The sequence below is a fragment of the Nocardia sp. N2S4-5 genome, from assembly GCF_044628355.1.
GTDB classification, from domain to species: domain Bacteria; phylum Actinomycetota; class Actinomycetes; order Mycobacteriales; family Mycobacteriaceae; genus Nocardia; species Nocardia wallacei_B.
Genome location: NZ_JBIUPM010000001.1, coordinates 3,791,175 through 3,813,331, shown reverse-complemented (window position 1 = coordinate 3,813,331; position 22,157 = coordinate 3,791,175). Strand labels below are relative to the sequence as shown.

The 22,157-nt window shown below is 65.7% G+C and carries 19 protein-coding genes; 10 read left to right on the top strand and 9 right to left on the bottom strand.

The features are described from left to right. Nucleotides 1–6 precede the first annotated feature (6 nt). Nucleotides 7–2,760 carry an AAA family ATPase gene (locus ACFMRZ_RS17455; RefSeq protein ID WP_400179976.1) on the bottom strand — a complete coding sequence of 918 codons (2,754 nt, stop codon included), beginning with the start codon at nucleotides 2,758–2,760 and terminating at the stop codon, nucleotides 7–9. A 221-nt stretch (nucleotides 2,761–2,981) separates the two neighbouring features. Between ACFMRZ_RS17455 and ACFMRZ_RS17450 the strand changes: the two genes are divergently transcribed. Together ACFMRZ_RS17450 and ACFMRZ_RS17445 are read left to right on the top strand one after the other, a co-directional pair. Further along, on the top strand, nucleotides 2,982–3,677 hold the full coding sequence (locus tag ACFMRZ_RS17450) for a sigma-70 family RNA polymerase sigma factor (RefSeq protein WP_400179975.1): 696 nt from the start codon (nucleotides 2,982–2,984) through the stop codon (nucleotides 3,675–3,677). 122 nt (nucleotides 3,678–3,799) lie between these two features. After that, a complete protein-coding gene (locus ACFMRZ_RS17445; RefSeq protein ID WP_400179973.1) occupies nucleotides 3,800–5,113 on the top strand; it encodes a cytochrome P450 in 1,314 nt (437 codons plus the stop codon). A gap of 19 nt (nucleotides 5,114–5,132) precedes the next feature. Here the strand turns inward: ACFMRZ_RS17445 and ACFMRZ_RS17440 are convergent, their stop codons facing one another. The 8 genes from ACFMRZ_RS17440 to ACFMRZ_RS17405 form a co-directional block, all read right to left on the bottom strand. Continuing rightward, nucleotides 5,133–5,975, bottom strand: a complete 843-nt coding sequence (locus ACFMRZ_RS17440) for an ABC transporter permease (protein ID WP_400179972.1) — start codon at nucleotides 5,973–5,975, stop codon at nucleotides 5,133–5,135. After that, on the bottom strand, nucleotides 5,972–6,709 hold the full coding sequence (locus ACFMRZ_RS17435) for an ABC transporter ATP-binding protein (RefSeq protein ID WP_280270889.1): 738 nt from the start codon (nucleotides 6,707–6,709) through the stop codon (nucleotides 5,972–5,974). Before ACFMRZ_RS17435 ends, ACFMRZ_RS17440 begins: the two co-directional genes overlap by 4 nt. A 16-nt stretch (nucleotides 6,710–6,725) precedes the next feature. Continuing rightward, nucleotides 6,726–7,208 carry a hypothetical protein gene (locus tag ACFMRZ_RS17430; RefSeq protein ID WP_400179971.1) on the bottom strand — a complete coding sequence of 161 codons (483 nt, stop codon included), beginning with the start codon at nucleotides 7,206–7,208 and terminating at the stop codon, nucleotides 6,726–6,728. A gap of 105 nt (nucleotides 7,209–7,313) precedes the next feature. After that, nucleotides 7,314–8,126, bottom strand: coding sequence for an SAM-dependent methyltransferase (locus ACFMRZ_RS17425; protein WP_400179970.1), 813 nt, complete (start codon nucleotides 8,124–8,126; stop codon nucleotides 7,314–7,316). A 249-nt stretch (nucleotides 8,127–8,375) separates the two neighbouring features. Next, nucleotides 8,376–9,443 (bottom strand): hypothetical protein, encoded by a 1,068-nt coding sequence (locus ACFMRZ_RS17420; RefSeq protein ID WP_400179969.1) that lies wholly within the window; start codon nucleotides 9,441–9,443, stop codon nucleotides 8,376–8,378. A 131-nt stretch (nucleotides 9,444–9,574) separates the two neighbouring features. Beyond that, nucleotides 9,575–10,402 carry a hypothetical protein gene (locus ACFMRZ_RS17415; RefSeq protein WP_400179968.1) on the bottom strand — a complete coding sequence of 276 codons (828 nt, stop codon included), beginning with the start codon at nucleotides 10,400–10,402 and terminating at the stop codon, nucleotides 9,575–9,577. 413 nt (nucleotides 10,403–10,815) lie between these two features. Beyond that, a complete protein-coding gene (locus tag ACFMRZ_RS17410) occupies nucleotides 10,816–12,309 on the bottom strand; it encodes a serine hydrolase domain-containing protein (RefSeq protein ID WP_400179967.1) in 1,494 nt (497 codons plus the stop codon). Next, nucleotides 12,290–12,649 (bottom strand): hypothetical protein, encoded by a 360-nt coding sequence (locus ACFMRZ_RS17405; protein WP_400179966.1) that lies wholly within the window; start codon nucleotides 12,647–12,649, stop codon nucleotides 12,290–12,292. The genes ACFMRZ_RS17410 and ACFMRZ_RS17405 overlap by 20 nt, the downstream gene beginning before the upstream one ends. Before the next feature lie 147 nt (nucleotides 12,650–12,796). Here ACFMRZ_RS17405 and ACFMRZ_RS17400 point away from each other — a divergent pair, with 147 nt between their 5' ends. From ACFMRZ_RS17400 to ACFMRZ_RS17365, 8 genes are all read left to right on the top strand, one after another. Further along, nucleotides 12,797–13,309 carry a hypothetical protein gene (locus ACFMRZ_RS17400; protein ID WP_400179965.1) on the top strand — a complete coding sequence of 171 codons (513 nt, stop codon included), beginning with the start codon at nucleotides 12,797–12,799 and terminating at the stop codon, nucleotides 13,307–13,309. Nucleotides 13,310–13,498: 189 nt separating this feature from the next. Beyond that, nucleotides 13,499–13,693 carry a hypothetical protein gene (locus ACFMRZ_RS17395; protein ID WP_400182894.1) on the top strand — a complete coding sequence of 65 codons (195 nt, stop codon included), beginning with the start codon at nucleotides 13,499–13,501 and terminating at the stop codon, nucleotides 13,691–13,693. A gap of 294 nt (nucleotides 13,694–13,987) precedes the next feature. Next, the gene (locus ACFMRZ_RS17390) at nucleotides 13,988–14,662 is read left to right on the top strand and encodes a PAS and ANTAR domain-containing protein (RefSeq protein WP_400179963.1); all 675 of its coding nucleotides are present in this window, start codon (nucleotides 13,988–13,990) and stop codon (nucleotides 14,660–14,662) included. A gap of 1,059 nt (nucleotides 14,663–15,721) precedes the next feature. Beyond that, entirely contained in the window at nucleotides 15,722–16,906 is a 1,185-nt protein-coding gene (locus ACFMRZ_RS17385) for a helix-turn-helix domain-containing protein (protein WP_400179962.1), read from the top strand. Between the two features lie 538 nt (nucleotides 16,907–17,444). Then, nucleotides 17,445–17,630, top strand: coding sequence for a hypothetical protein (locus ACFMRZ_RS17380; RefSeq protein WP_400179961.1), 186 nt, complete (start codon nucleotides 17,445–17,447; stop codon nucleotides 17,628–17,630). A gap of 127 nt (nucleotides 17,631–17,757) precedes the next feature. Further along, on the top strand, nucleotides 17,758–18,612 hold the full coding sequence (locus ACFMRZ_RS17375; RefSeq protein WP_400179960.1) for an SAM-dependent methyltransferase: 855 nt from the start codon (nucleotides 17,758–17,760) through the stop codon (nucleotides 18,610–18,612). Between the two features lie 1,165 nt (nucleotides 18,613–19,777). Next, on the top strand, nucleotides 19,778–20,275 hold the full coding sequence (locus ACFMRZ_RS17370) for a hypothetical protein (RefSeq protein WP_400179959.1): 498 nt from the start codon (nucleotides 19,778–19,780) through the stop codon (nucleotides 20,273–20,275). Between the two features lie 174 nt (nucleotides 20,276–20,449). Beyond that, a complete protein-coding gene (locus tag ACFMRZ_RS17365) occupies nucleotides 20,450–21,886 on the top strand; it encodes a cell division protein FtsK (RefSeq protein ID WP_400179958.1) in 1,437 nt (478 codons plus the stop codon). The last annotated feature ends 271 nt before the right edge of the window (nucleotides 21,887–22,157 follow it).

Below are 22,157 nucleotides of genomic sequence, written 5' to 3'. Positions count from 1 at the left end.
CCGCTTTCACCGGTCCAGGGCCGCGCGGAGTTCTTTGCGCGAGGTGAGGTCCAGTTTGGTGAACACCTTGCGCAGATGCCATTCCACGGTGCGGGGACTGATGAACAGCTCCGCGCCGATCTCGGAGTTCGTCAGGCCGTCGCCGGCGAGCCTGGCGATCTGGATCTCCTGGGCCGTGAGGACCCGGGAGACCTCGACAGCGCCCCGGCGCACGGATTCGCCGGTGGCCGCCAGTTCCCGGCGGGCCCGCTCGGCGAAGGCCCCGGCGCCGAAACGGTGCAGCATCTCGTAGGCGATCCGCAGCTGCTCGCGAGCGTCGGCCCGCCGGTTCTCGCGACGCAGCCACTCGCCGTAGACCAGGTGGGTGCGGGCCAGATGCACCGCGACCCGGCTGCGGGAAAGCCGTTCGACGGCTTCGCGATACGACGTTTCGGCCGCGTCGCCCGCGCTGAGCAATGCCCGTGAACGGGCCAGCATGCCGAGGGCCCACTCGGTGCCGCTGGCCTTCGCACGCCGTTCCAGCCGCCGCAGGGCCGCCCGGGCCGCCGCGTGCGCATCGGTCCGCACGCCCGCTTCCACCAACTCGGTGAGCGCATGCCCGACCGACCCGAGATCGTCGTATTCGCAAGCTTTTTCGGCGCTGGCGAGTGCGGCCTGATATTGGCCCTGGCCGTTGTGCAGCACCGCGAGCAACTGGCTGCCCGTGCCGATCGTTCTGCCCTCACCCCAGGTGGCCGCCCGGCGCAGGCCGGACTCGATCGTGCGCAGTGCCTGTGGGTCCGTGCCCCGCCAGGCGACCAGCAGCAGCGCGGTGTAACCCAGCGGTGAGTTGCCGGTGGCCTCGGTAAGCACATCGGCCTCCTCGACCAGTGCCGCGGCCACGTCGAATTCGCCGGCGTACAGGTGCGCGGCCGCGCGATAGGTCAGGGCCAAGGGCAGGAAGTTGAGCGCGCCGGTCTCTCTCGCGGTCTGGACAGCCCGCGTGCCGAGTTCGTGCCACGCCTCGTCTGCCCACAGGTCCGCGGCGGCGGGCCAGGTCAGCCAGAGCCACCGCATGACATCGTCGTTGTCCGCGGCCGCACCGCGGAATGCCCGCAGCGCGTCGAACAGCGGCTCCGCGCCCACGACGTAGCCGTCGGCGAAGCGTGCGGTCAGACCGTCGAGCAGCGTGTCGACCGGCCGCCGCCCCGTACCCGGCACCGCGGCGCGCGCCGTCTCGGCCACCGCGCGCACGCTGGCCGCGCCGTTCAGCCGGCCGGCGAACACCGCCGATCCGATCGCGTCGAGGTACGTCTCCCGGGCCTGGTCCGGCGAGTGCGTCGCCATGCGGTGCGCCGCGTCGAGCAACAGCGGCAGCGCGTCCCCGCCGCGCCTGCGCGCGAAGACGATCTGGGCGCGCAGCCGTGCCAGCCGCTCGCGCCGGAGTTCGTCCAGCGGGCCCAGTTCCGCTGCCGTGAGTAGCTCGAGGGCAGTGTCCGGGGCGCCGGCCTCGAACGCCGCCTGCGCCGCGGCCAATGCGCGCGTACCGCGCGTGGCGGGATCGGGTGTCAGGCCGGTCGCCCGGCGCAGGAACGCGGCCGCCGCCGCGACGCCGCCGCGAGCCTGGGCGCGCGTGGCGGAACGTTCCAGTTCGGCGGCCACCTCCTCGTCGAGTTCGACCGTGGCGCTGGCCCGATGCCAGGCTCGCCGATCCGGGTCGGCGATCGGATCGGTCGCCTCGGCCAGTGCGCGATGCACCGCCCGCCGTTCCCCGGGGTCCGCGGCGCGATAGGCCGCCGACCGGACGAGCGGATGGCGGAACCGGACCTGTGCCCCGAACTCGATCAGTCCGGCACGCTCGGCCGCGGCCGCGGCGTCCGCCCCGGTGCCGAGCCGTTCGGCCGCCCGCCGCAGCAATGTCAGGTCTCCCACCGGCTCGGCCGCCGCTGCCAGCAGCAATCGGCGCGCGGGAGCGGAGAGCGCCTCGATGCGCCCCAGAAAACTCTGTTCGATTCGGGTCACTACCGGTCGCGCGTCCGGGCGTCCGTAGCCGCCCGCGAGTTCGACGCCGGTCGGCCCGTGCGGCAATTCGAGCAGTGCCAACGGGTTGCCGCGGGCCTCGGACACGATGCGATCGATGACGCGGTCGTCGAGCCGCCCGGGGATCGCCGATTCGAGTAGTGCCCGGGCGTCGCTGTCGCGCAGGCCGCGGACAGTGAGTTCGGGCAGACCCGCGAGGAGATCCCGGCCCTCCTCGACCGGTGGAGTGCGCACCGCGAACACCAGTGCGACCCGTTCGGCCAGCAGTCGGCGCGCGACGAAAGCCAGTGTCTGCGCGGACACCTGGTCGAGCCACTGCGCGTCGTCGACGACACAGAGCAGCGGCTGTTCCTCTGCGGCCTCGGCCAGCAAGCCGAGTACCGCCAGCCCGACCAGGAACCGGTCCGGCACGCTGCCCGCGCTCAGGCCGAAGGCGACGGCCAGGGCCTCGCGCTGCGGTGCGGGCAGGCGCTCGAGATTGTGCATCATCGGCGCACACAGCTGGTGCAGTCCCGCGAAGGCCAACTCCATCTGGGACTCGACGCCGACGGCCCGCGCGATCCGGCAATCCGTGGCGTTGCGGACCAGGTATTCCAGCAGCGCGGTCTTGCCGATGCCCGCCTCGCCGCGCAGTACCAGCACCCGGCTCGTACCCGAGCGCGCCTCGGCGAGCAACCGATCCAGCGGCTCGCATTCGTTTCGTCTGCCGCGCAGCGTGCGCGGCTGCTCGCTGCCCGACATCACCACCACCGCATCCGAGAGCCGAACCCCGGTGAGTACGGGGCCAGCACATGATGCCACCCGCGCGAAGCAGGTCGGAAGGCACGGGCACGTGTCCCTGGTTGTCCTGCCCCAGGGATTCGCCCGGTATTTCCAAGGGCGCGATCGGCGTTCGCGGCGGGCGACCGTTGAGGTGCGGCTCGTCCGGGCCGCTTCGCGAAAGGACCGTCGCCATGAGCCCGATGAGCACCGCAACCGCCCTGCCCGAGCCGGACTTCACCCGGGAATCGGCACCGGAGGCGACCGGGCTGACGGATTTCCAGGATGTCCGCCCGCGGCTGTTCGGAATCGCCTACCGGATGCTCGGCCGGGCGGCCGACGCCGAGGATGTCGTGCAGGACGTCTGGCTGCGCTGGCAGCGCACCGACCGCGCGCAGGTCCGGGACGGACTCGCCTTCCTGGTCACTGTCACGACGCGCGTCTCCTTGAATTCTGTCGGCTCGGCCCGGGCCCGCCGGGAGATTCCGGTCGATCACTGGTTACCGAGCCAGGCGCCCAGCGGCGGGGACCCGTCGCTGCTGAGCGAACAGTCCGCCGCGCTGGCGGACGCCGTTACGTTGCTGCTGCAACGTTTGTCGCCCACCGAACGCGCGGTCTTCGTGCTGCGCGAGGCCCTCGACTACCCGTTCCTCGATATCGCCGCGCGACTCGGGATCAGTGTCGCCAACGCCCGGCAACTGGCGCGTCGCGCCCGTTCGCATCTGGCCGAACCGCGGCAGGCAGCCGTGCCGAGGGAAGTCCACGACCGGTTGCTGCGGGCGTTTCTCGCGGCCGCACAGGACGGTGCGGTGACGCGCTTGGAAACCCTCCTCGCCGAGGACATTACGGATGCGGTCGCGGTCGGCCGACCGGCTCGGCAGCCCCGCGCGCAGCGGTAGTAGCGCATCGCAGCAAGATCATCATGCGCTGCGGGACAGATGTTTTCGCTTGTCAACGGGCCATCGCGGGAATCCGGGCTGAGGTAACGTGTGGATAGTCGAACGAAGGGGCAAGATACACAGTGGACATTCGTGACGTGCCGTGCGGTCCCGGCCGTCTGCCTGTTGTCGGACACGGCTGGAGAATATGGCGTGATCCGGTTCAGTTCATGGTGGATCTGGCCGAGGTCGGGAAAATCGCGCGTGTCGATATCGGAAGTCTCGCTGTCTATGTCATTACCGATTTCGAATTACTCCACAGGGTGCTGGTAGAGAATTCCGACGCCTACGAGCGCGGGCTCCTGTTCGAACGTATCCGGCTCATCTTCGGGGAGTCGTTGATCGTCGCGGATGGCCAGCAACACAGGGATCTTCGGCGTCTGCTGCAACCGGCGTTCCATCGCACAGAGTTGGAAAACTACGCGCACGTCATCAAACGCAACGCGGATGCGCTGGCAAGTTCGTGGCGGCCGGGCCAGATCGTCGACGCCCGTTCCGCGGTGCTGGAAGTGGTGATCGCCAACCTGCTGGGGTCCATGTTCTCGCACGAGCCCGATGCCGAGGAGCTACGGTTCATCTCCGGTCTGATCGGGGATATCGGCGCAGGCGCCATCGTCGGCAGTGTGCTGCCCAAGAAGGTGGCGAGCCTGCCATTGCCCGTGAACCGCAAATTCCTGTCGGCCGGAACGCAACTGCGGGACTACTGCCAGAAGCTGCTCGTCGAGCGCCGGGACAGCGGTGATCGCCGCAACGATCTGCTCGACGTCCTGCTGTATTCCTCCGATGCGGAAGGCCATAGCGACAAGCTCCTGGCAGAGCAGGCGGTGACCGTTCTGTTCGGCGGGATCGATGCCTCGACCGCCACGCTGACCTGGGCGTTGTACGAGTTGTCGCAGCGTCCGGAGGTGGCAGCGAAGCTGCAGCAAGAGATCTCCGCGGCAGCGGGACTCGGCCCCCGAAGCCTCGACCAACTCGACTATCTGAACCGGTTCCTGAACGAGGTCACGCGGTTCCATTCGCCCCTACTGCAGACGAGACGCACCGTCACCACGGTAGAACTCGACGGATACACATTCCCCGCCGGGACCGATATCGGCTACAGCATTGCGGCCGTTCACCGCAACCCGAATATTTTCGCCGAGCCGAACACGTTCGACCCCGATCGATGGCCGGCCTCGGGATCTGGGTCGAAATGCCGGAGCTTCGTTCCGTTCAGCATGGGCAATCAGATGTGCCTCGGCAACAATTATGCCTGGATGGCCCTGCAGACGACGCTCCACAGTTTGCTGTCGAAATGGGAGTTTCAGCCGGTCGCGACAAAGAAGTCCCCACGCGCAATGGGCCCGATCCCTGGAATGAAAACTCTTCCGCTAGAGGTTCTTCCGGTCTCTGCGTAAACCAGCGGCCGGGCTCGGCTCAGGCTGTACCTGATTTGGTGAGCGGCGTCGCCCTGCGATATCCGGATATCCGGCGAGTGAGGGTGGGTAGGGCGGCGGTGAGAACGAAGAGGGCGACGGCGACGAGAACGAAGTAGAGCAGAGATCCGGTGCGGCCGAAACGGGGGAGAAAGGCGACTTCCTGGCCGGTTGCCGCGACGGCGTTGAGGAATGGGGCATAGGCCTGCAGGGTGTAGCCGTGGGGTAGCAGATTGAGGGAGTTCTCGGCCACATACACCCAGAACAGGAGGACGGCGACCGCGGCGGACGGAGTGCGAATCAGCGACCCGGCAGCGACTCCGACACCGCAGGCGGCGAACGCGTAGCTCGGGACGGTCCAGAGGAACCGGATACCGGCGGAGTCCGTAATGTCCACGGCGCCATAGATTTGCGGGAACAGGTGGGGCAGCGTGACCATGACGACGACGAGCAGAACAACGGTCGATATCGCCGTGATGGCGCCGTAGTAGATCCACCTGGCCAACGCGACCGTCCAGGACCGGGCGAACAGGAACGCGTTGAGATCGCTTGTCTGACCGCGCCATTGAGTGGCGTGGGCGTAGGCGGCGGTCACCATCATGACCGACACGGACAAGGTGATCACCCAGTACACGGAGTTGGTGGTGGAGACCGTTGCCACGTAACTCTGCCCGGGCAGGGACGCGAGTCGTTCTGCGACAGCGGCGATTCCGAAGGTGACGACCAGCGGCAGCACGAAGGTGAGGGGGACCGCGGCGGTCCACAGGAAGCTACGTCCGGTGGTGCGGGTCCATTCGGCGGCGATGCCGCGGCGGATCAGGGTGGCCGGACCGGGGCCGCTCATGGGGCCACGCTCACCGTGACGTCGGTAGGCAGGCCGGCGATTCGCAGGTAGGCGTCCTCGAGGCTGGTCTCGCCCGGCTCCAGGGTGTCCATGAGGTGGGTGAACGGCTGGTCGGTCAGAACGCGCCGGTCGCCGATGATGACGATGTGGTCGGCGTTGCGTTCGACCTCGTCGAGCAGATGCGTGGCAACCAGGACGCAGGTCCCGGCATCGGCGAGTTGGCGCAGCAGTTCGCGAATCCAGCGGATGCCCGCGATGTCGAGGCCGTTGAGAGGTTCGTCGAGCAGCAGGGTCCGAGGCTCGGAGAGCAACGCGGCGGCGATGCCGACACGTTGGAGCATCCCGAGCGAATAGTGCCCCAGTCGGCGATCGGCGACCCGGACGAGGTCGACGATCTCGAGCACATCGCCGACCCGGCCGGGGGATATGCCGCGCGCGCGGGCGATCCAGCGCAGATGCCGGCGTGCGGTGTGACGTGGATCGAAAGCCCGGTAGTTGAGGTGCATTCCGAGCGTGGCCGGCGTGGTGTGCTGAGCCCGAACAAGGGTGCCGTCGACCCGGACGGTGCCGACGGCAGGCGCGATGACACCGCAGATGCACCGCAGCAGCGTGGTTTTGCCGGTGCCGTTGAGGCCGATCAGGTAGGTGAGCGCCCCGTCGGCCACGGTCAGTTCGGGAACTTCGAGGACGGTCGCACCCGGGTAGCTCAGGGTGAGGTCACTGATTTCGATCACCGACGCGCGCAGCCGATCAGAAGTCGCAGGCCATCGCCAGCCCGACGGCCTTGACGCCCTCGCACACGGAGCTGTTGGACAGCTTCCAGACACCGTCGATGCGCTTCCAGACCACGCGCGCAACCAGATCCGGTTGTCCCGCCGTCTTGCTGCGCAACATCGCGGTGTGCACGTTGCCGTCATGCGTTTCGGGGCCGGTGATCTCATTCGACCCGCGCGGAGCGCGGTACATGCCGATGTTGTAGAGAGTGCGCGCGACCACGACAGCCCTTGTGCCGCCTTCCATATTGGCGGCCTTGGCCTCGTCGGAGGCGGGTGTTTCGATCAGGAACGCGACTTGGGCGTCGAGATCCTCCAGGGTGGGGACCTCCTTGGTGATGAGGAACTCGCCGGGAGCGGCGGAGGCGACAGGGGCATTGACAACCGAGGCGCCGGTCGTAACAGCGGCGATCGTGGCGATCGTCGACACGGCACCAGCGACAATTCTGAGGGTCTTCATCTCTTCATCCTCTGGATCGACTGGGGCAGCACCTGATGCACGCTCGAATGTGCACGCGGCCAACGGATTGGCGTGTTAGAGACTACTCCTGTTCACATCGGTTCCTCAGGGTTTGCGGCCGATCGCACCGAGCATGACCATTCGAGTGTCCGGCAAGCCGGGGCGCAGCCACTGCTGTACCGGCGCCACACCGGGTTCGAGCAGCTCGAAGCCGGACAGGAATGCCTCCGTCTGCGGTGTGGACCGGAAACAGACTTGGGCCGGAGTGTCCTTGGTGCCGGTCAATATTCGGAGTATCTCCGGGTCGGAGTCACTGGAGCCGTGCGTGATCGTCAGGTAACTGCCCGGTGCCAGCCGATCGCGGATGGCGGCGACGATCCCGGCGGGGTCTTCGTCGTCCATGACGTAATGCAGCACACTGACGAGCGTGATGGCTACCGGCTTGTCGAGGTCGATCAGGGCGCCGTCGTGCAGTTTGTCGAGGATGTCGAGGGGACGACGAACATCGCCCAGCAGTGCCGAGATACCGGGTGGTCCGGCCAGCAGCGCTTCGCAATGGGCGACCACGACCGGGTCGTAGTCGACGTACACCACCTGCGCCGACGGTTCGATCTCGCGAGCCACCTCATGGACATTGGGTGAGATCGGGATACCCGAGCCGAGATCGATGAACTGGCGAATACCGGCATCGGCGGCCATCTCGACCGCTTTGCGCATGAAACCCCGGGTGAACCAGGCCAGGGTCTTGAGTTCGGGTGCGGTGGACAGCATTTGACGGGCCATGTCTCGGTCGACGTCGTAATTGTCCTTTCCGCCCAATAGGTAGTCGTACACCCGGGCTGAGCTCAGCTCACCGGGATCGAGTGGGTGCGGTATCCGGTTGTGCTCCGGCGCAGTCCCTTCAGTTCCTTCGACCACGGGTGCAACCGTAGCCGACCAGCGCCTCGGGTGTGTGCTCCTCCGGAGATCTGTTGTGGCGCGTATGCGTTGCTCGAACGTCGCGCTACTCCGCCCGGTCGAACCGACCTCTCGGTCCGTGTAATCGGCGAACCTCGTTCTGGCAGAACATGTTCCAATACTCGACGGCAGGCGCGAATGCCTTCTCTCCGCTGTCCGGGACCGAATCAATGTGCTGCCCCCAGGTACCGCCGGTGCCGGAACTCCGTCTCACAGATCGGTTTCGGCCAAGGCGACCGCGTGTGCTACCGCGGACCGCGCCCGATCGACGGTCGTATAGCGGCCTAGACCACACGGGGCCGCGACGTCCAACAGGCCGCCGTAGGCCGACTCCGCCGCCGCCAGGCCCTGTCGCGCTTGCGCGAGCGGCTGCGCCGGATGCGCGAGCCCGGCGACAAGTCGCGTGGTGGCGGGCAATTCGAGGCGTGTCAGGGGCGCGTAGTACCGCGGCCGCACCGGCGCCTGTTTGCCGTCGCCGATGGGTACGTGGACGAAATCGAGATGTCTCCCCGCGGGCCAGTACCGCGTTATCGCGTTGGTCAGATCGACGACCGAGGCCGTCGATCTCGGCGCCACGACCGGCTTGTCGTCGAGGCTCCCGTAGCACAGGTGCACTCCGAAACGGGCACCGTGGGGCGCCCGTGCGACGAGGCGTGCGATCGCTCGACCTGCCAGGGCGGCGGGGCCCTGCCGCAGGCCCCCGGGCATCCGGGCGCAGAGCAGCGTCTCCGCGGCCAGTTCGAGTTGGAAAACGACCTTGTCCCCCAACGCCTCATGGATACGGACGATCTCTCTGACAGTGGCGTCGACAATCGGGCGGTAATAAGGGAAGGCCCGGTCACCACGGCCGGCCGAGCGGCGACGCAACACGAGCATTCGTGCCTCGAAAGCGATGAAACCGATGACGAAGGGCGTCGGTATGCCTACCTGCAAGCGCAGTCCGGGATCGGTGCGGCGCAGAGCCTCCAACGCCTCGACGGCGCGCCCGGTCTCCTCCGCGTAGCCGAGCGCCGCGTCGATATCGCCTTCGCCCAGCGATCGGCCCGCGCGAAGCCGAAAGGTGTTGCGGGAGCGTAACGTCGACCAATCACCGCGCCGCACGGGCGCCAGCGCCGGGATGCTGTCCAGCCTGTCGATGACGGGCCTGATGTACCACTGGGCGCGATACGGATCCGCTTCACCGCCAGGAACCACGCCGTCCAGGAACTCCCCGGCCGTATCGACGGCGAACCCCATCGCCTTCTCCGGACTGTCCAGCTGCGCGGGCAAGCTGCCCACGAAGTGAACCCTACGCTTCGGCTGCACGGCGCCAGTGTCGCACACGGGTGTCCCGACAGGACTGCCAGAGTGTCGCCCAGGTCTTCGATGACGTTGCGCAACAGGACAAAACGGATCGCCTTGCGTCCGCCTCAGGTTGCCAGGAAGGTTCTGACGGCTTCGTCGCTGGAGAGGTGGTTGGCACCGACGGAGACGTCGATAGTCGGATAGTTTCTGCGGACGGCGTCGGCGATATGGGAGAGCCGATCGGCGACTATGGCGGGGTCGCGTAGCGACTCTTGTCTCAAACCCTCGAAGCCGGGAAAACCATCGGCAACCAGATTTGCCTCGGGGTCGGCGATGATATCGGGATAGGTCTGAAATTCCACACTGACGATCTCTGACGTGTCCACGCGACCCGGGGTGGTGTAAACCCGGTCGCTGACGCCTTCGATGAAGTTGGCAGCCGAATGTCCTTCCGCGGCCATCGGATTCACGCGGATCCGACGGGCGTCGATACCCAGGACCATGCCCGCGGGGTGGAACCGCATCGCGCCGTCGCGGACATCGGTCCAGCTCGTGATCGTTCCGTACACGCCGGCGATGCCGTTGTCATCGGTCAGGTATACGACTTCGCCGGCGGAGCTGTGTGATGCCGCGCGAATGTAGCCTTCCGAGGTTGCTCTTTCACTGAAGGCCCTCGGAAATACTTGATCGACCTGCCACAACCGTGCTCCGTTGTAATAACGATCCGGTGGTACCGGCCCGAATTCGAGCCGCGGAGGCGAGGACGGCGGCTCGCCGCCATCGAATTCGTGGCGAAATCCCCTGTCGGCGTTCGATAGTTCTCGAGCACTCCTGCGGGCCACGTCGCCGGTTCGCTCGTACCCTTCGGCGACTGCCCTGGCACCCCGGCCGATCTCACGCCCGACAGCCCGGGCGAGAAGGGCGAATGCCTCCGCCCACGACTTTCCCGTCATTCGATAGTCCGCGGGTCAATGCTCGACGTCCGGCACGCCGTGTCCAGTTTCCGCATCTGCGTCCCGCTCAGAGACGTCCACACCGCGGCCAGGCGCTCACCACCGCACTGCTAGCGCGATCCGGCGGCGCGATGCGTTGGTGGTGACGGGGGTTCGGTGGTGACTCGGCTCCGACGGGTGATTCCGGCTGGGATACAGCTGTGGTTCCGTCATATGAAGTTGGATGAGCTCCGGGCCGGACCGGTTCCGTCCGTAACTGGATTCGATGCAGGAGTCCAGCCAAGGCAGACGGGCCTGTCCGGTACTGCACAGCGCAAATGACCGGGCCACGCCTGGTCGGCGTGGCCCGGTTCGGATCCGTTCGATGTAGGACCGGAGGGAAAACCCACGCCCCGCGTGCGGGTCTCGGATGTTCAGGCCGCCGGCTCGGTCTGACCGCCGCCGAGCACCTCGTCGACGGCCCGCCGCGTTGCCTTCTGGAACGCCAGTGCCCCGGACAGGTCGGCGTCGTCCACATAGTTCACCGCGGCGGTCACGGTCTTGCTGCCGTCGGCCATGCTGTACATCAGCGCCGCGTGGCCACCGTGGCCGCCGTTATGGCTGATGATGGTGCCGGCGGCGGTCTCCTGCACGAACACTCCCAGGCCGTAACCGACCTTGGTCTCGGGCGTGAACATCTCGGCAAGCAGCGCGGGCGGCAACAGTCTGCCGCCCACCAGTGCGGAGATGAAGGTGTGCAGGTCCTGGGTGGTCGAGATCATGTCGCCACCGCTGGAGATCCAGGACGGGTTCGAGCTGGTGACGTCGACCGTCTTCTCCTCGCCACCCTCTTCGTACCGGTAGAAGGCGTGGGCGTGCGGCTCGGGGAGTTCGGTCTGGGTCGTCGGCGCCACGGTGCCCGACAGGCCGAGCGGTCCAATGATCAGCCGCTGCATCTCCGCGCTGAACGAGCGGCCGGTGACCTTCTCGATCAGCAGCCGGGCCAGCACGTAGTTGGTGTTGGCATAGCTCCAGTCCGTTCCCGGCTCGAACCGCGCCGGCTTGGACAACGCCAGCCGGACCAGTTCCTCCGGCTGGTAGGTCTTGAACCGGTTCTCCACCCACTCCTTGCCGCCCCAGGTGATCCCCGGCGCGAACGTCCCGTCCTCGAGCAGTTCGCCGGTGTGGTTGAACACTCCGCTGGTGTGCTGCAACAACATTCGCACGGTGATCCGCTGGTCCAGCTCGAACTCGGGCAGATAGTCGACCACCGGGGTGTCCAACTCGATCTTGCCTTCGGCCACCAGTTGCAGGACCAGGGTCGCGGTGAAGGTCTTGGTGTTGCTGCCGATCCGGACGTGTCCGTCGATCGGCGGCGCGGCAGTCTCGCCCAGCCTGCTCACCCCGGCGCTGCCGACCCACTCACCCTGCTCATCGTTCACGCGCATCGACAACCCGACGAATCCGGTCTCGACGATCTCCTCGATGAGCTGCTGGAGTTCCGGGCGTTGCTGTCCGGCAACGGTATTCGGCACGGTGGCGGCGAGGGCACCGGTGATCTTGCCGGTCATCGCGGCCAGGCCGGGCTCGTCCCGGTACTGCTGGGTCGCCGCCTCGATGGCGACGAGCACGGTGCTGCGGAAGTTGCCGGCCTCGGCCGGATCCTGCTTCTGCAGCAGAGCCATGGCCGCGGTCAGGGCGGGCAGCACCTGGTCGGCGAGTTCAGCGACAGTCTTGCCCCGCAGATCGATGTCCTTCGACTTCGCGGCAAGCACGTGCCCGACCGGGCCGGTCGCGGAGCACAGGGCGGTCGTCCCGGCGGTGGCGATCTTGTGGGCCTTGCCACCGGCGGCGGCCAGCAGCGAGACGGCGCCGTAACCGGCCGTCCGCAGGGTGGCTTTGTCCTGGTCAGTCAGGGTGATCGTCATCGTCGTGCTCCTTGAATCTGTGCTGTCCGGGTCGGTACGAGAACAACAGTCGTCTGTCGTCCTGACACCGGACAGTCACCGCGCTGACGCGAGCCTGACACGGCCCCGCAGTTCCCTCGGTTCTCCGAAAGCCGCTGAACTGCAACAGCTTTCTCGGATCAACAACGGGCAGCACCACCCGCGTGCGGCACAGGTATCGCAGGGGTGTCGCCTTGCGTAGCGGGCCGAGCGCGATGATCGCGTCGGTGATCGCCATCCAGATCGGCAGCGGGTAGAAGACGACGAGCGCCGGCATGACGGCCAGGCCGTGCACGACGATGCCGTTGTCGGAGGGGACCACGCCGGTGGCCGCGGTGCTCAGGCCGATGACGACGGCGAGGGCCGCGATGCCACCGCCAAGACCCGGTCTAACTGTAGGCCTACAGTGTTGACATCAGGTGTTGTTCGGCGTGTACTGGAAGGACTCCAACAGAATCGAGGACTAGTCATGATCGTCATCATCGGACTCGTCGTCCTGGTAGCTGCCGTACTCGTCGGCGTCGCCGGTGTTTTCGCCAACGGCGGCTCTGCTCACGCATTGACCGACAATTTCGCGGTGTTCGGCTACCACGTCACCGGATCCACCGGGGTGCTGTTCCTCTACGGCATCGTGGTCGGTGGCATCGGAATCGCCGGGCTGAGCCTGCTGCTGGCAGGGGCTCGCCGCACCGCCCGACGCGGGCGCGCCGCGCGCCGCGAACTCAAAACGACGCGGCACGACACCGCTGTCGACGAGGTTCGCCACCCCGACCCGCCACAACCGGTCGGTGGGCAACAGAACGCGCCCGCCTACTCCAGCCATACCGATACCAGTGACGCCATGGGCGAGGCCCAGGGCAACCGCAACCTACAACACACCGGTGACCAGCCCGCACCTCGTCGGCGCCTGGGACAGATGTTCGGTCGTGCCGATGGTGGTACGCGGCAGGCCGACGCGCCGCTGCGCGGCCGAGGTCGATAACCACCCGCCGCGAGGCGCGATCTCAACGAAAACGCCGGCGGCTCACGGCACATACGCACCAACCCGAGCTGGCGATATCGGCTCGAAAAACCACCACAACTTGAAACAGGAGCGATAGCAATGAGAAGTTTCGCAGCAGACGGCCCGAGGATGCGGACAGGTCGTCGCTCCAGAACGACCAGCCTCGTGATGGTTCTGGTGTTCGTATGGCTGATGGCCGGCGTCATCGCCGGCGCGCAACGCGACTACTACAACACCGCCCCGACCAACTGCGCGGGCGCCGGAACCATCGCGGTCACCATCGTCGCCGGACCACTCAACTACCTCGGTATGAACCCGAGGATCGAGGATTGCAACGTCGATGTACCGCAACCGACCCAGTAGTCGGGTCCCCGGCTGGTATGTCGACGCGGGACGGCTCACGCCGCGTCACCGCCCCAACCTCAACTTTGGTGAGATGTGAAGGGTCAGAGCGTGGTTGGGGTCGTAGGCCGTGTTGGGCTGGTCACCTCGAGATCGCCGACGCACCCAGTGCATCCGGCGGGGCGCAGTGAGTACGGGACTCGGTCCGAACGGCGGCTTTCGTAAGGATGTTGACAGGTGGGCAACCACAAAATGCCTGGTTACCGTGGGTATTCGCCCCGCCGTAGTGCCGGGCGCGTAGAGAAGGGCACTTCGATGATGTCCGAGTCCACCGAGTCGTACTATGTGCCCGAATGGGCCCACACGGTTGCTGAACGGCCGACGGTGGGCAGTTTCCGGTTCTGGTTCACCACCCGCCGCTGGGAATGGTCACCCGAGGTGTACAGGATGTACGGCTACGAGCCCGGCGAGATCGAACCCACCACCGAATTGGTGTTGACGCACAAACATCTCGACGACCGCCACCACGTCGCCGAGGCCATCGCCCGCTCACTCGACCACGGTGAGCCCTTCTCCAGCCGGCATCGGTTCCTCGACGCGTCCGGCCGTGAACATAACGTGATGGTGGTCGCCGACCGCATTTTCGACGCCGCCGGCCGGCCCGTCGGTACCACGGGTTTCTACATCGATCTCACCGACGAGATGGCCGAGGCCGAACGCGACACCCTGAATATCCGGATGCCGGAGTTGGTCGAGGCCCGCGCCGTCATCGAACAGGCCAAGGGTGTGCTGATGCACATCTATCGAATCAGCGCGGACCAGGCGTTCAAGGTACTGGTATGGCGGTCGCAGGAGACCAATGTCAAGCTGCGTGACATCGCCGCGCAGTTGATCGCCGAACTGGACCAGATCCCGCCCACCCCGGCCTCGACGGTGGCCGCGTTCGACCACGTCCTGCTGACTGTCCACGAACGCATCCGTCCCCCCTGACAGGTCGAACTCTGGTCCGACCGCGCAACGCGCACACCGAATGGGCTGTTTGCTCAACCCACCCGGCATGCACCGAGTATCCCCAGGCGCGGGCCCTAACCGGTTCCGCCCTAAACACTTTCGGCATTACCGCTCACCCATGAGGGAGTCGTAGAGTCGCCTAGGAAGCAGCAGGATGGCCTGTAAAGCCGGTTCGCCCGAACCGCCGGGTATAGAAGATGATTCGGATAGCTACACGAACACAAGAAGGCCGCGGGCAGTTGGCCTGCGGCTTAATCGTGCTGTGGAGCTAAGGGGAATCGAACCCCTGACCTTCTCGGTGCCGAAAATGACGGCTACCACACGTACACGATGGACCACAATTCGACCTGTTCGATTCAACATCTACCCAGCTCATAGACCACTTTCGACTACTGACTACGCATCGAATACATGTTCGATGCCGAACCTCGTCGGTGGAATTTGTTGGGACTTAGTTGGAGGGCTCCGGCGGCATCCTCGGCGTGTCGTTCGCGGGACACACCGAGAGATTTTGGACGCTGGCTATCGATCAGCACCGGGCTGCTCGGTGGCAAGCCCCGTAGGGGTGCGGCAGCTCGTGGACCATCGGTGGTGGCTCATCACGCTTCGATGAGCTGGGTTCAGCTCGAATGTGGTGGTTCGGAGTCCCTGACCCTGTGGTCCGCGCCCGGGGTGCCCGCCCGGAGCGGAGCGAGGACGGAGCACCCTGGGCGGCGCGGCTTTGCCGCGCCTTGATCCTGTAGAGAATAATTCGGCAATACTTTTCTACTCATCTACTCTCATCCGGTTTCTATCGTCTTCTTCCCTTTTCTCCCTCTTCGATATTCCGGTCTTCTTTACTTACTCTCTGCTTACAGCCCATCAACCCTGCGCCCCCTTCGCGAACTCTTCCGCGAATGATCGGAGTGCGACGGACGAGCACCGCTCCCGGCAGGCACCCTGGGCACGGGAGCCGCAGGGATTCAGGGTTCCCGAATCCGGCTACGTCAGGGCTGGCTCGTCATGGCTGAAAGGTCAAGCAGGCGTAACCTGGAAGGCATGACGGCCGAGCTGGGACAGCGGTTGAAGTCCGTGCGGAAGCGCCGGGCTCTGACACAGAAGGAACTTGCCGAGCTTTCGGGGCTGAGTGTGCAGCGCATTCGGCAGCTGGAGCAGCTGGAGCACCAGGGCGTGCGTCTGGGGACGTTGCGGAAGCTGGCTGTTGCCCTGAGGGTACGTACGTCGGTGTTGCAGCCCGGCGGTTCTACCGATACCGAGCACGCGAGTCCGGCGACCGAAGAGCTGTGGGACGGCGTACGGCGCGCTCTGGTTGCCCCTCTCGCGACGGTGCGAGATGAGGACGAGTTGGCCTCCAGCGATGAGGTCGAAGCGTCTTACATGGCTTTGATGCCGCTCGTTGATGAGCACCGGTATCGAGACATCGCAGCCGTGCTTCCAGCCTTGCTTGCCGACGCGGAGACACTGGAGGGCCACGAGGGTCGCGCTGTTCGTGCGCGACTGCTGAACCTGACGGCTTGGTTGCTCGTTCAAAACCGGCAGTTCGATATTGCGGCCATGACGATTGAGCAGTCTATCGACGTCGCACCGGAACGCGGTATCGCGGTTGGCGCGGTCAACGCAGGTGTTTGGTCCTACCTGAGACAAGGGGACCTCGACTCTGCGCGGGAGTTGGCGGTGAAGTGGGCAGACGACATCGAACCGCGGTTCTCTACCGCGACACCGAGCCAGTTGGCGTTGTGGGGCCGTTTGTGGCTCTATGTTGCGAATGTCGCTGTGCGAGATAACGCGCCTGGCGCCAATGCGGATGCGCTTGCTCTGGCGCGCGCTGCGGCCGTGAGAGTGGGTCGTGAGGTGCTGTACGACGGGGCCAATCCGAATCGCCCGTTCGGTCCGATCACGGTTGCGCAGATCACGGCTGAGTGCGCAGTGATCACTGAACAGCCCGGACAGACACTTGCGATTGCGGACAGCCTGCCGACTTCGATTGTGGCTCCTACGTCGGCACCGCGTTTGCGGCACAGGCTTGATGTAGCCAATGCGCACACGCAGTTGCGCCAGTGGCCGGAAGCGATCGGCACCTTGAAAGAGATTCATTCGGTCGCTCCCGAATGGCTGGCACAGCAGCGTTATGCGCGTGACATCCTCGGAACAGTAGTCACCGAACGTCGCACGCTCACCGAGGACATGCGCGAACTCGCGGACTTTGTGAACCTCGAATTCTGAACCACCGCAACGGTTTTGGAGGCAACTAGTACTTGGTTGTCACTGCCCCCCAGAGTGCCATACCGCACTTTCCCTCCCTCTGAAAATCTGCTCTTCGGTTCCCTTCGGCCGGGTTGATGTGATGTCCCCGGTGGTTGGGGGCCGTCCAACGAGCAGGAGGGGAACTAGTGGCGGTTTTGCCGGAGAGAACGTCGGTCGTGTTGCCGCGTGTGTCGGTGGTGTACGAGTCGCTGACACCGCTGCAACGGTTGGCATTTCTGTATAGGTTACGGGACGGCCTGCGAGAGTATGAGCGCTCGAGGCGGCGATTCGCGACGCCCGTCGGTCGCGCTGACGACCGGGTCACGGAGAACGTGGCGTTCTGAACTCCCGCCCGGGGCGCGGTCATTCGGCCCAGAGTGTTTGACGAGTGAGGTGAGAACCGTTGCACAGCAGAGCGATAGGGCTTGTGCATCTCGGTGTGGGCGGTGATGCCGCTGGACAGCGTGCGGTCATCGATGATCTCGCTCGCGCGCAGGCGTTGCAGGTGGCGACGGTCGTGACGATCGATGACAGCACGTTCATGCCCATCACGTGTGTGATCACTGCTGCCGCCGAGGTGGGGGCCGAGGTGGTGATTGCGCCGGATCTGGCCCATTTCGGGACCGGATACGCCGCGATGACTGTGGCGTGTGCGTTGCTGGTGCCTACCGGGCTGATCGGGCGTCGTCCGCCGCAGAGGTGAGCAGGCACCGGTAACGGCTCTGCCTGGTAGCGATCCCCCGGGTGGTTCGTTCGGGTTCTTCGGTCATCGTCTTCGTGATTTCTCCGATTGTTTCAGTCTGTTTCGAGCCGGGAAGGAGTTGCGTCCTGTGGAGGATTCTTTGCCTGATCTGGGTGTCGATCGCCCGCAAATGGCACGTATATACGATCGCCTATTGGGCGGTAAGGATAATTACTGGGCTGATCAGCATTTTGCGGATCGGGTATTGTCTGTGTTTCCTGGTCTGCGGGATGCAGTGTGGGGGAATCGGGCGTTTCTGCTGCGGTCGGCTCGTCATGTGGCGCGGGCGGGGATCGATCAGTTTCTCGAGATCGGGATCGGCATCCCGATGTGGCCGAATGTGCACGAGGTCGCCCAGGAAGAGAATCCGGGTGCGCGGGTGGTCTATGTCGACAATGATCCGATCGTGCTGGCGCACGCTCGGGCGCTGCTGGTCGGCACCAGGGCGGGGCGGGTGGAGGTTCTGACCGCCGATGCGACCGACCCGGCTGCGGTACTGGATTCCGGCGAGGTGGCAGCGACGCTGGATCTGTCGCGCCCGGTTGGGTTGTCGTTGGTGGAGCTTCTGCACTTCTTGGACGGGGACCAGGTGCAGGGCATCGTGGACGGTTTCGCTGATCGGCTGGCACCGGGGTCGTATCTGACACTGACTCACGCCACGGCCGATTTCGCTCCGGAGTCGATGGCGGCGGCGGCCGAGGTGTTCAACCGCGAAGGGGTGTGGCTGGCGACCCGCACACGGGAGGAGTTCACGCGGTTGTTCGGCAACGCCGAACTAATCGATCCGGGCATCGTCCCGCCGCATTTGTGGTGTCCGGACGCCAGCCCGGATCACGTGCTCGATCCTGAACCGTCCGATGATCCCGATGCGGTGGTGCCCTCGCTGTCACAGCGCAGGCAATCGTGGATGTCGTCCTACGCGGGAGTCGCCCGCATTCGCTGATGCCCCTTCTCAGACCTCGCTCCCCTGAACCCTCGCAGGGTGGGCGGCACGCAACCCCCGGACCGATCCGATATCGGCCACCGGGGGTTTCGTGTGTCCGGCGGTGACAGTTGCGGTGGTGCGGCGGGGGCGGTCCCGGCGGGGCTCCACGACCGGCGGTGGTTCGGCGTATGAGCACACGGGGCTCTAGCAGGAGGCGCGCCAGGTTTCTGTAGCAAACTTGCTACGGGGGGTGTGATCTCTGCCATATGGCAGTCAGGGTGGCTGCCATTCCCGTTCGAGGGTAGGCTAAGTGCCAAATTTTGCGGTACCGGGCGGTTTCACACTAAATAATCTCCATCGGCCCAGTTCAGCGGAGGGCGCTCAACCCCGATCGGGGGAGATTATTTAATTTCCACTGTGGAAGGTCGGGGTTCGGCGGCGCATCGGAGCGCGTGCGGGGCGGTAACCGTCCAAATCTGTGCCCTTGCTTTGTGGGAAACAGCGGGCACGATGGATAGCGGATCTGATCATCGCCGCCGCAAAGGCTCTCCGGCTCTCGGAGTTTCGAGCTCGCGGAAATGGCCGGATCTGCCGGACCAGGGGGGGTCCTGGCGCGGGTAGCCTGGAAGGTTGACCTGCTGCCGGGATCGGGAACCGGTCTCGCGCCCGGTGATCCGGGTTCCGCACAGCGAGTGTGGAACCGGAACACCACAGGAGCTGCGGGACCGGCACGGTAGCAGATCGACACCGAACACCGAACACCCTCGGAAAGGAGTTACCGATGAACAGCTAGCACGCCGATCCCGTTCGGGCGGCTGCCCCCTCGCGCCAACGAGGGGACAGCCTGCGAACGAACCCAGACGCCAAGGCATACGGGCAGCAACCCAGCCTCAGCGTTATTCTCCCCGGCTCCATTCGTGTGCAGAGACGAGGTCTCCGCGTTGTCCAGAGTAGTTCATCCGCACATTTTGTGTGGTCACGCACCAAAATTGATGCCGAATCTCACAAGTTCGGACTGGTGTGTCGGCTGGCTTTCACAGCCTGAGTGTGCAGGTTGCGGTGGAGGTCGGGGGCCTCCCGCCGGGCTGATCCGCCCTCATTCGCGCCTGGAGCGCATTCCCGCAGACGCGGGCTTCTTCCGACGATCAATCCATCATTCGAAGTGAGGTACACCGTGGAGCCTTTGACTCCCGAAGAACGTAAGCGGCTGGTCGACAAGCGGCGTCGACATCGGTTCCCGATCGAGTTCGCGGAGTACTTCCCGCGCGGGCTCTACCAGGTGGGGCCGGTGGAGATCAAGCGGCCTTACTCCGATGACCGCAACCGCGTGCTGCCGCAGGAACACGACGAGCAGACGGGGGTGCTGGTGTGGCAGATCACCGTGACCGATCCGCTGCTCGAGCGTAACAAGGCGAGTTTCCCGGTGCTGATCCTGTCCGACACCGAGCCGGTGCCGCTGATGGCTGCTGATGCCGATCCGGATATGTACCGGGTCGCGCTGACGGGGATGACCGTGCAGCCCCGATTGATGACCTCGGGGCTGAACAAGAGTCTCGGCTGGGCGTTCTGGGCGACCGGTTACGTCCCGCTGCCGGGCACCTCGCCCGCCTCGTCCGCGTCGGGCAAGTCCTCGGGTCCGGCGTCCGCGTCGGCGTCGGGTTCAGGGAGCAAGACGGCTTGAGCCGTCGTGACATGCCTTCTATCGGCCGAGCCCGCCACGGACGTTGCGGCGTTCACGCGGTCTCGGCCGGTGGGGGGCACCGCGCATGACCTTCGATCGAGAAGGGAAATCGAATGTGCTGCGTAGCAACAGATTTCGCAGTTCAACTAGGAGAGGAAAGGAAGGTGGCCGCTGATGGCACGTACAGCGGACTATGACAAGCCCCCGGCGGGCAGCGACACCTTGTTCGAGGGCGTGGCGAACATGCTCATGGAGTTGCTGATGCTGCTGCTCCGGTTGGCGCTGATCGGACTGTGGTTGGCGGCGCTGTTCCCCATGCTGACGCTACCGCTGGTCGCCGCTGGTGCGGCGTGGTGGTACCTGGGCTGGCCGGCTGGAACCGCGGTCGCGGTCGGGGCGGTAGCGGCGTGGGTGCTGTGGTGGGCTTGGTGGCCGGTGAGCTGGCGGCGTTGGGTGTGGGGCCGGATGCGGTCGCGTTGGCTGGCATGGAAGCGGTACCGGGCACCGTGGGATTCGCTGACCGCGCTGGCGGGGCTGAATGCGGTCCTGAACACTCAGGTGCTCACTCCGGCGCTGGCGAAAGTGTCGATCGGGGACGTGGCCGATGAGCTGCTGATCAAGATGGTCGGCGGGCAGACCGTCGCCCACTGGGCCAAGCAGACCGACGCCCTACGCAACGCCTTCGGCGCGATCGGGGTCCGGGTCCGCACCGCCACGAAATCGGGATTCGTGCGCCTCGAGGTCATCCACACCGACATCCTCACCGAGCCGATCCCGCTGCCCCGTGTGGAGGCCAAGACCTGCGATCTGACCTCGCTGGAGGTCGGCGTGACCGAGCTGGGTGCGCCGTGGCGGATCAAGCTGCTCGGCAATCAGATCATGGTGGCGGGCATGATGGGCTCGGGTAAGGGGTCGGTGATCTGGTCACTGATCGCCGCGCTCGGCCCTGCGATCCAGGACGGGTCGGTCGTGTTGTGGGTGATCGACCCCAAGGGCGGGGCCGAGTTCGGGGCCGCTCGCAAGTGGTTCGCCCGGTTCGCCTACGACAACGGGGAACAGGCGTTGTCGATCTTCAAGGATGCCGCCGAGCTGGTCCAGGCGCGCGGTCAGCTCTACATGGACCGGTTCGCCCGCAAGCTCACCCCGAGCCCGGCCGAGCCGCTGGTGTTGGTGATCGTGGACGAGGCGGCGAGCCTGACCGCCTACTACTCCGATCGCAAGATCAAAGACGCGATCTTGCGCTACATGGGGATCGTGCTCACCCAGTCCCGCGCGATGGCGATCCCTGTCGTGGGCTGCCTGCAAGACCCCAGCAAGGACGTGCTCGAACAGCGCCAGCTCTACCCGTACCGGATCGGGCTGCGCATGGCCGAGCCGACACAGCCCAACATGGTGTTCGGCCAGACCGGGCGCGATCGCGGCGCGCTGTGCGACGAGATTCCCGAAGACACCCCCGGTGTCGGCTACGTCGAACACGAGTCCTCGACCGACATCGTGCGCGTGCGGGCCTACTGGGTGGACGACGACGATATCCGGTGGATCATGCGCACCTACCCGCCCGCACCCCGTGGCGACGGCCGCGACACCTCGGGCAAACCCCTCATCGACTGAGCGTCGACACCCTGAATACGAACACCCCCGAATCTCTCCGGCGCACAGCGAGCGCCTTGAAATACAGGCTTACACAACATATCTGAGCGCGACTTGAGCACACTTTCGATGACTTTCCGGCGCGATGCGAGCGCCTCACACTTTCCCTCTCTCCTGACTTCCCGGCGCGACGCGAGCGCCCCCGGACGCTGAACCGGCAGCGGTCCACAAACATCGACTCCTGTACCGGCACAACGACTATCGGTCGTTCCAAGCTCGAACCCTGGCGCGG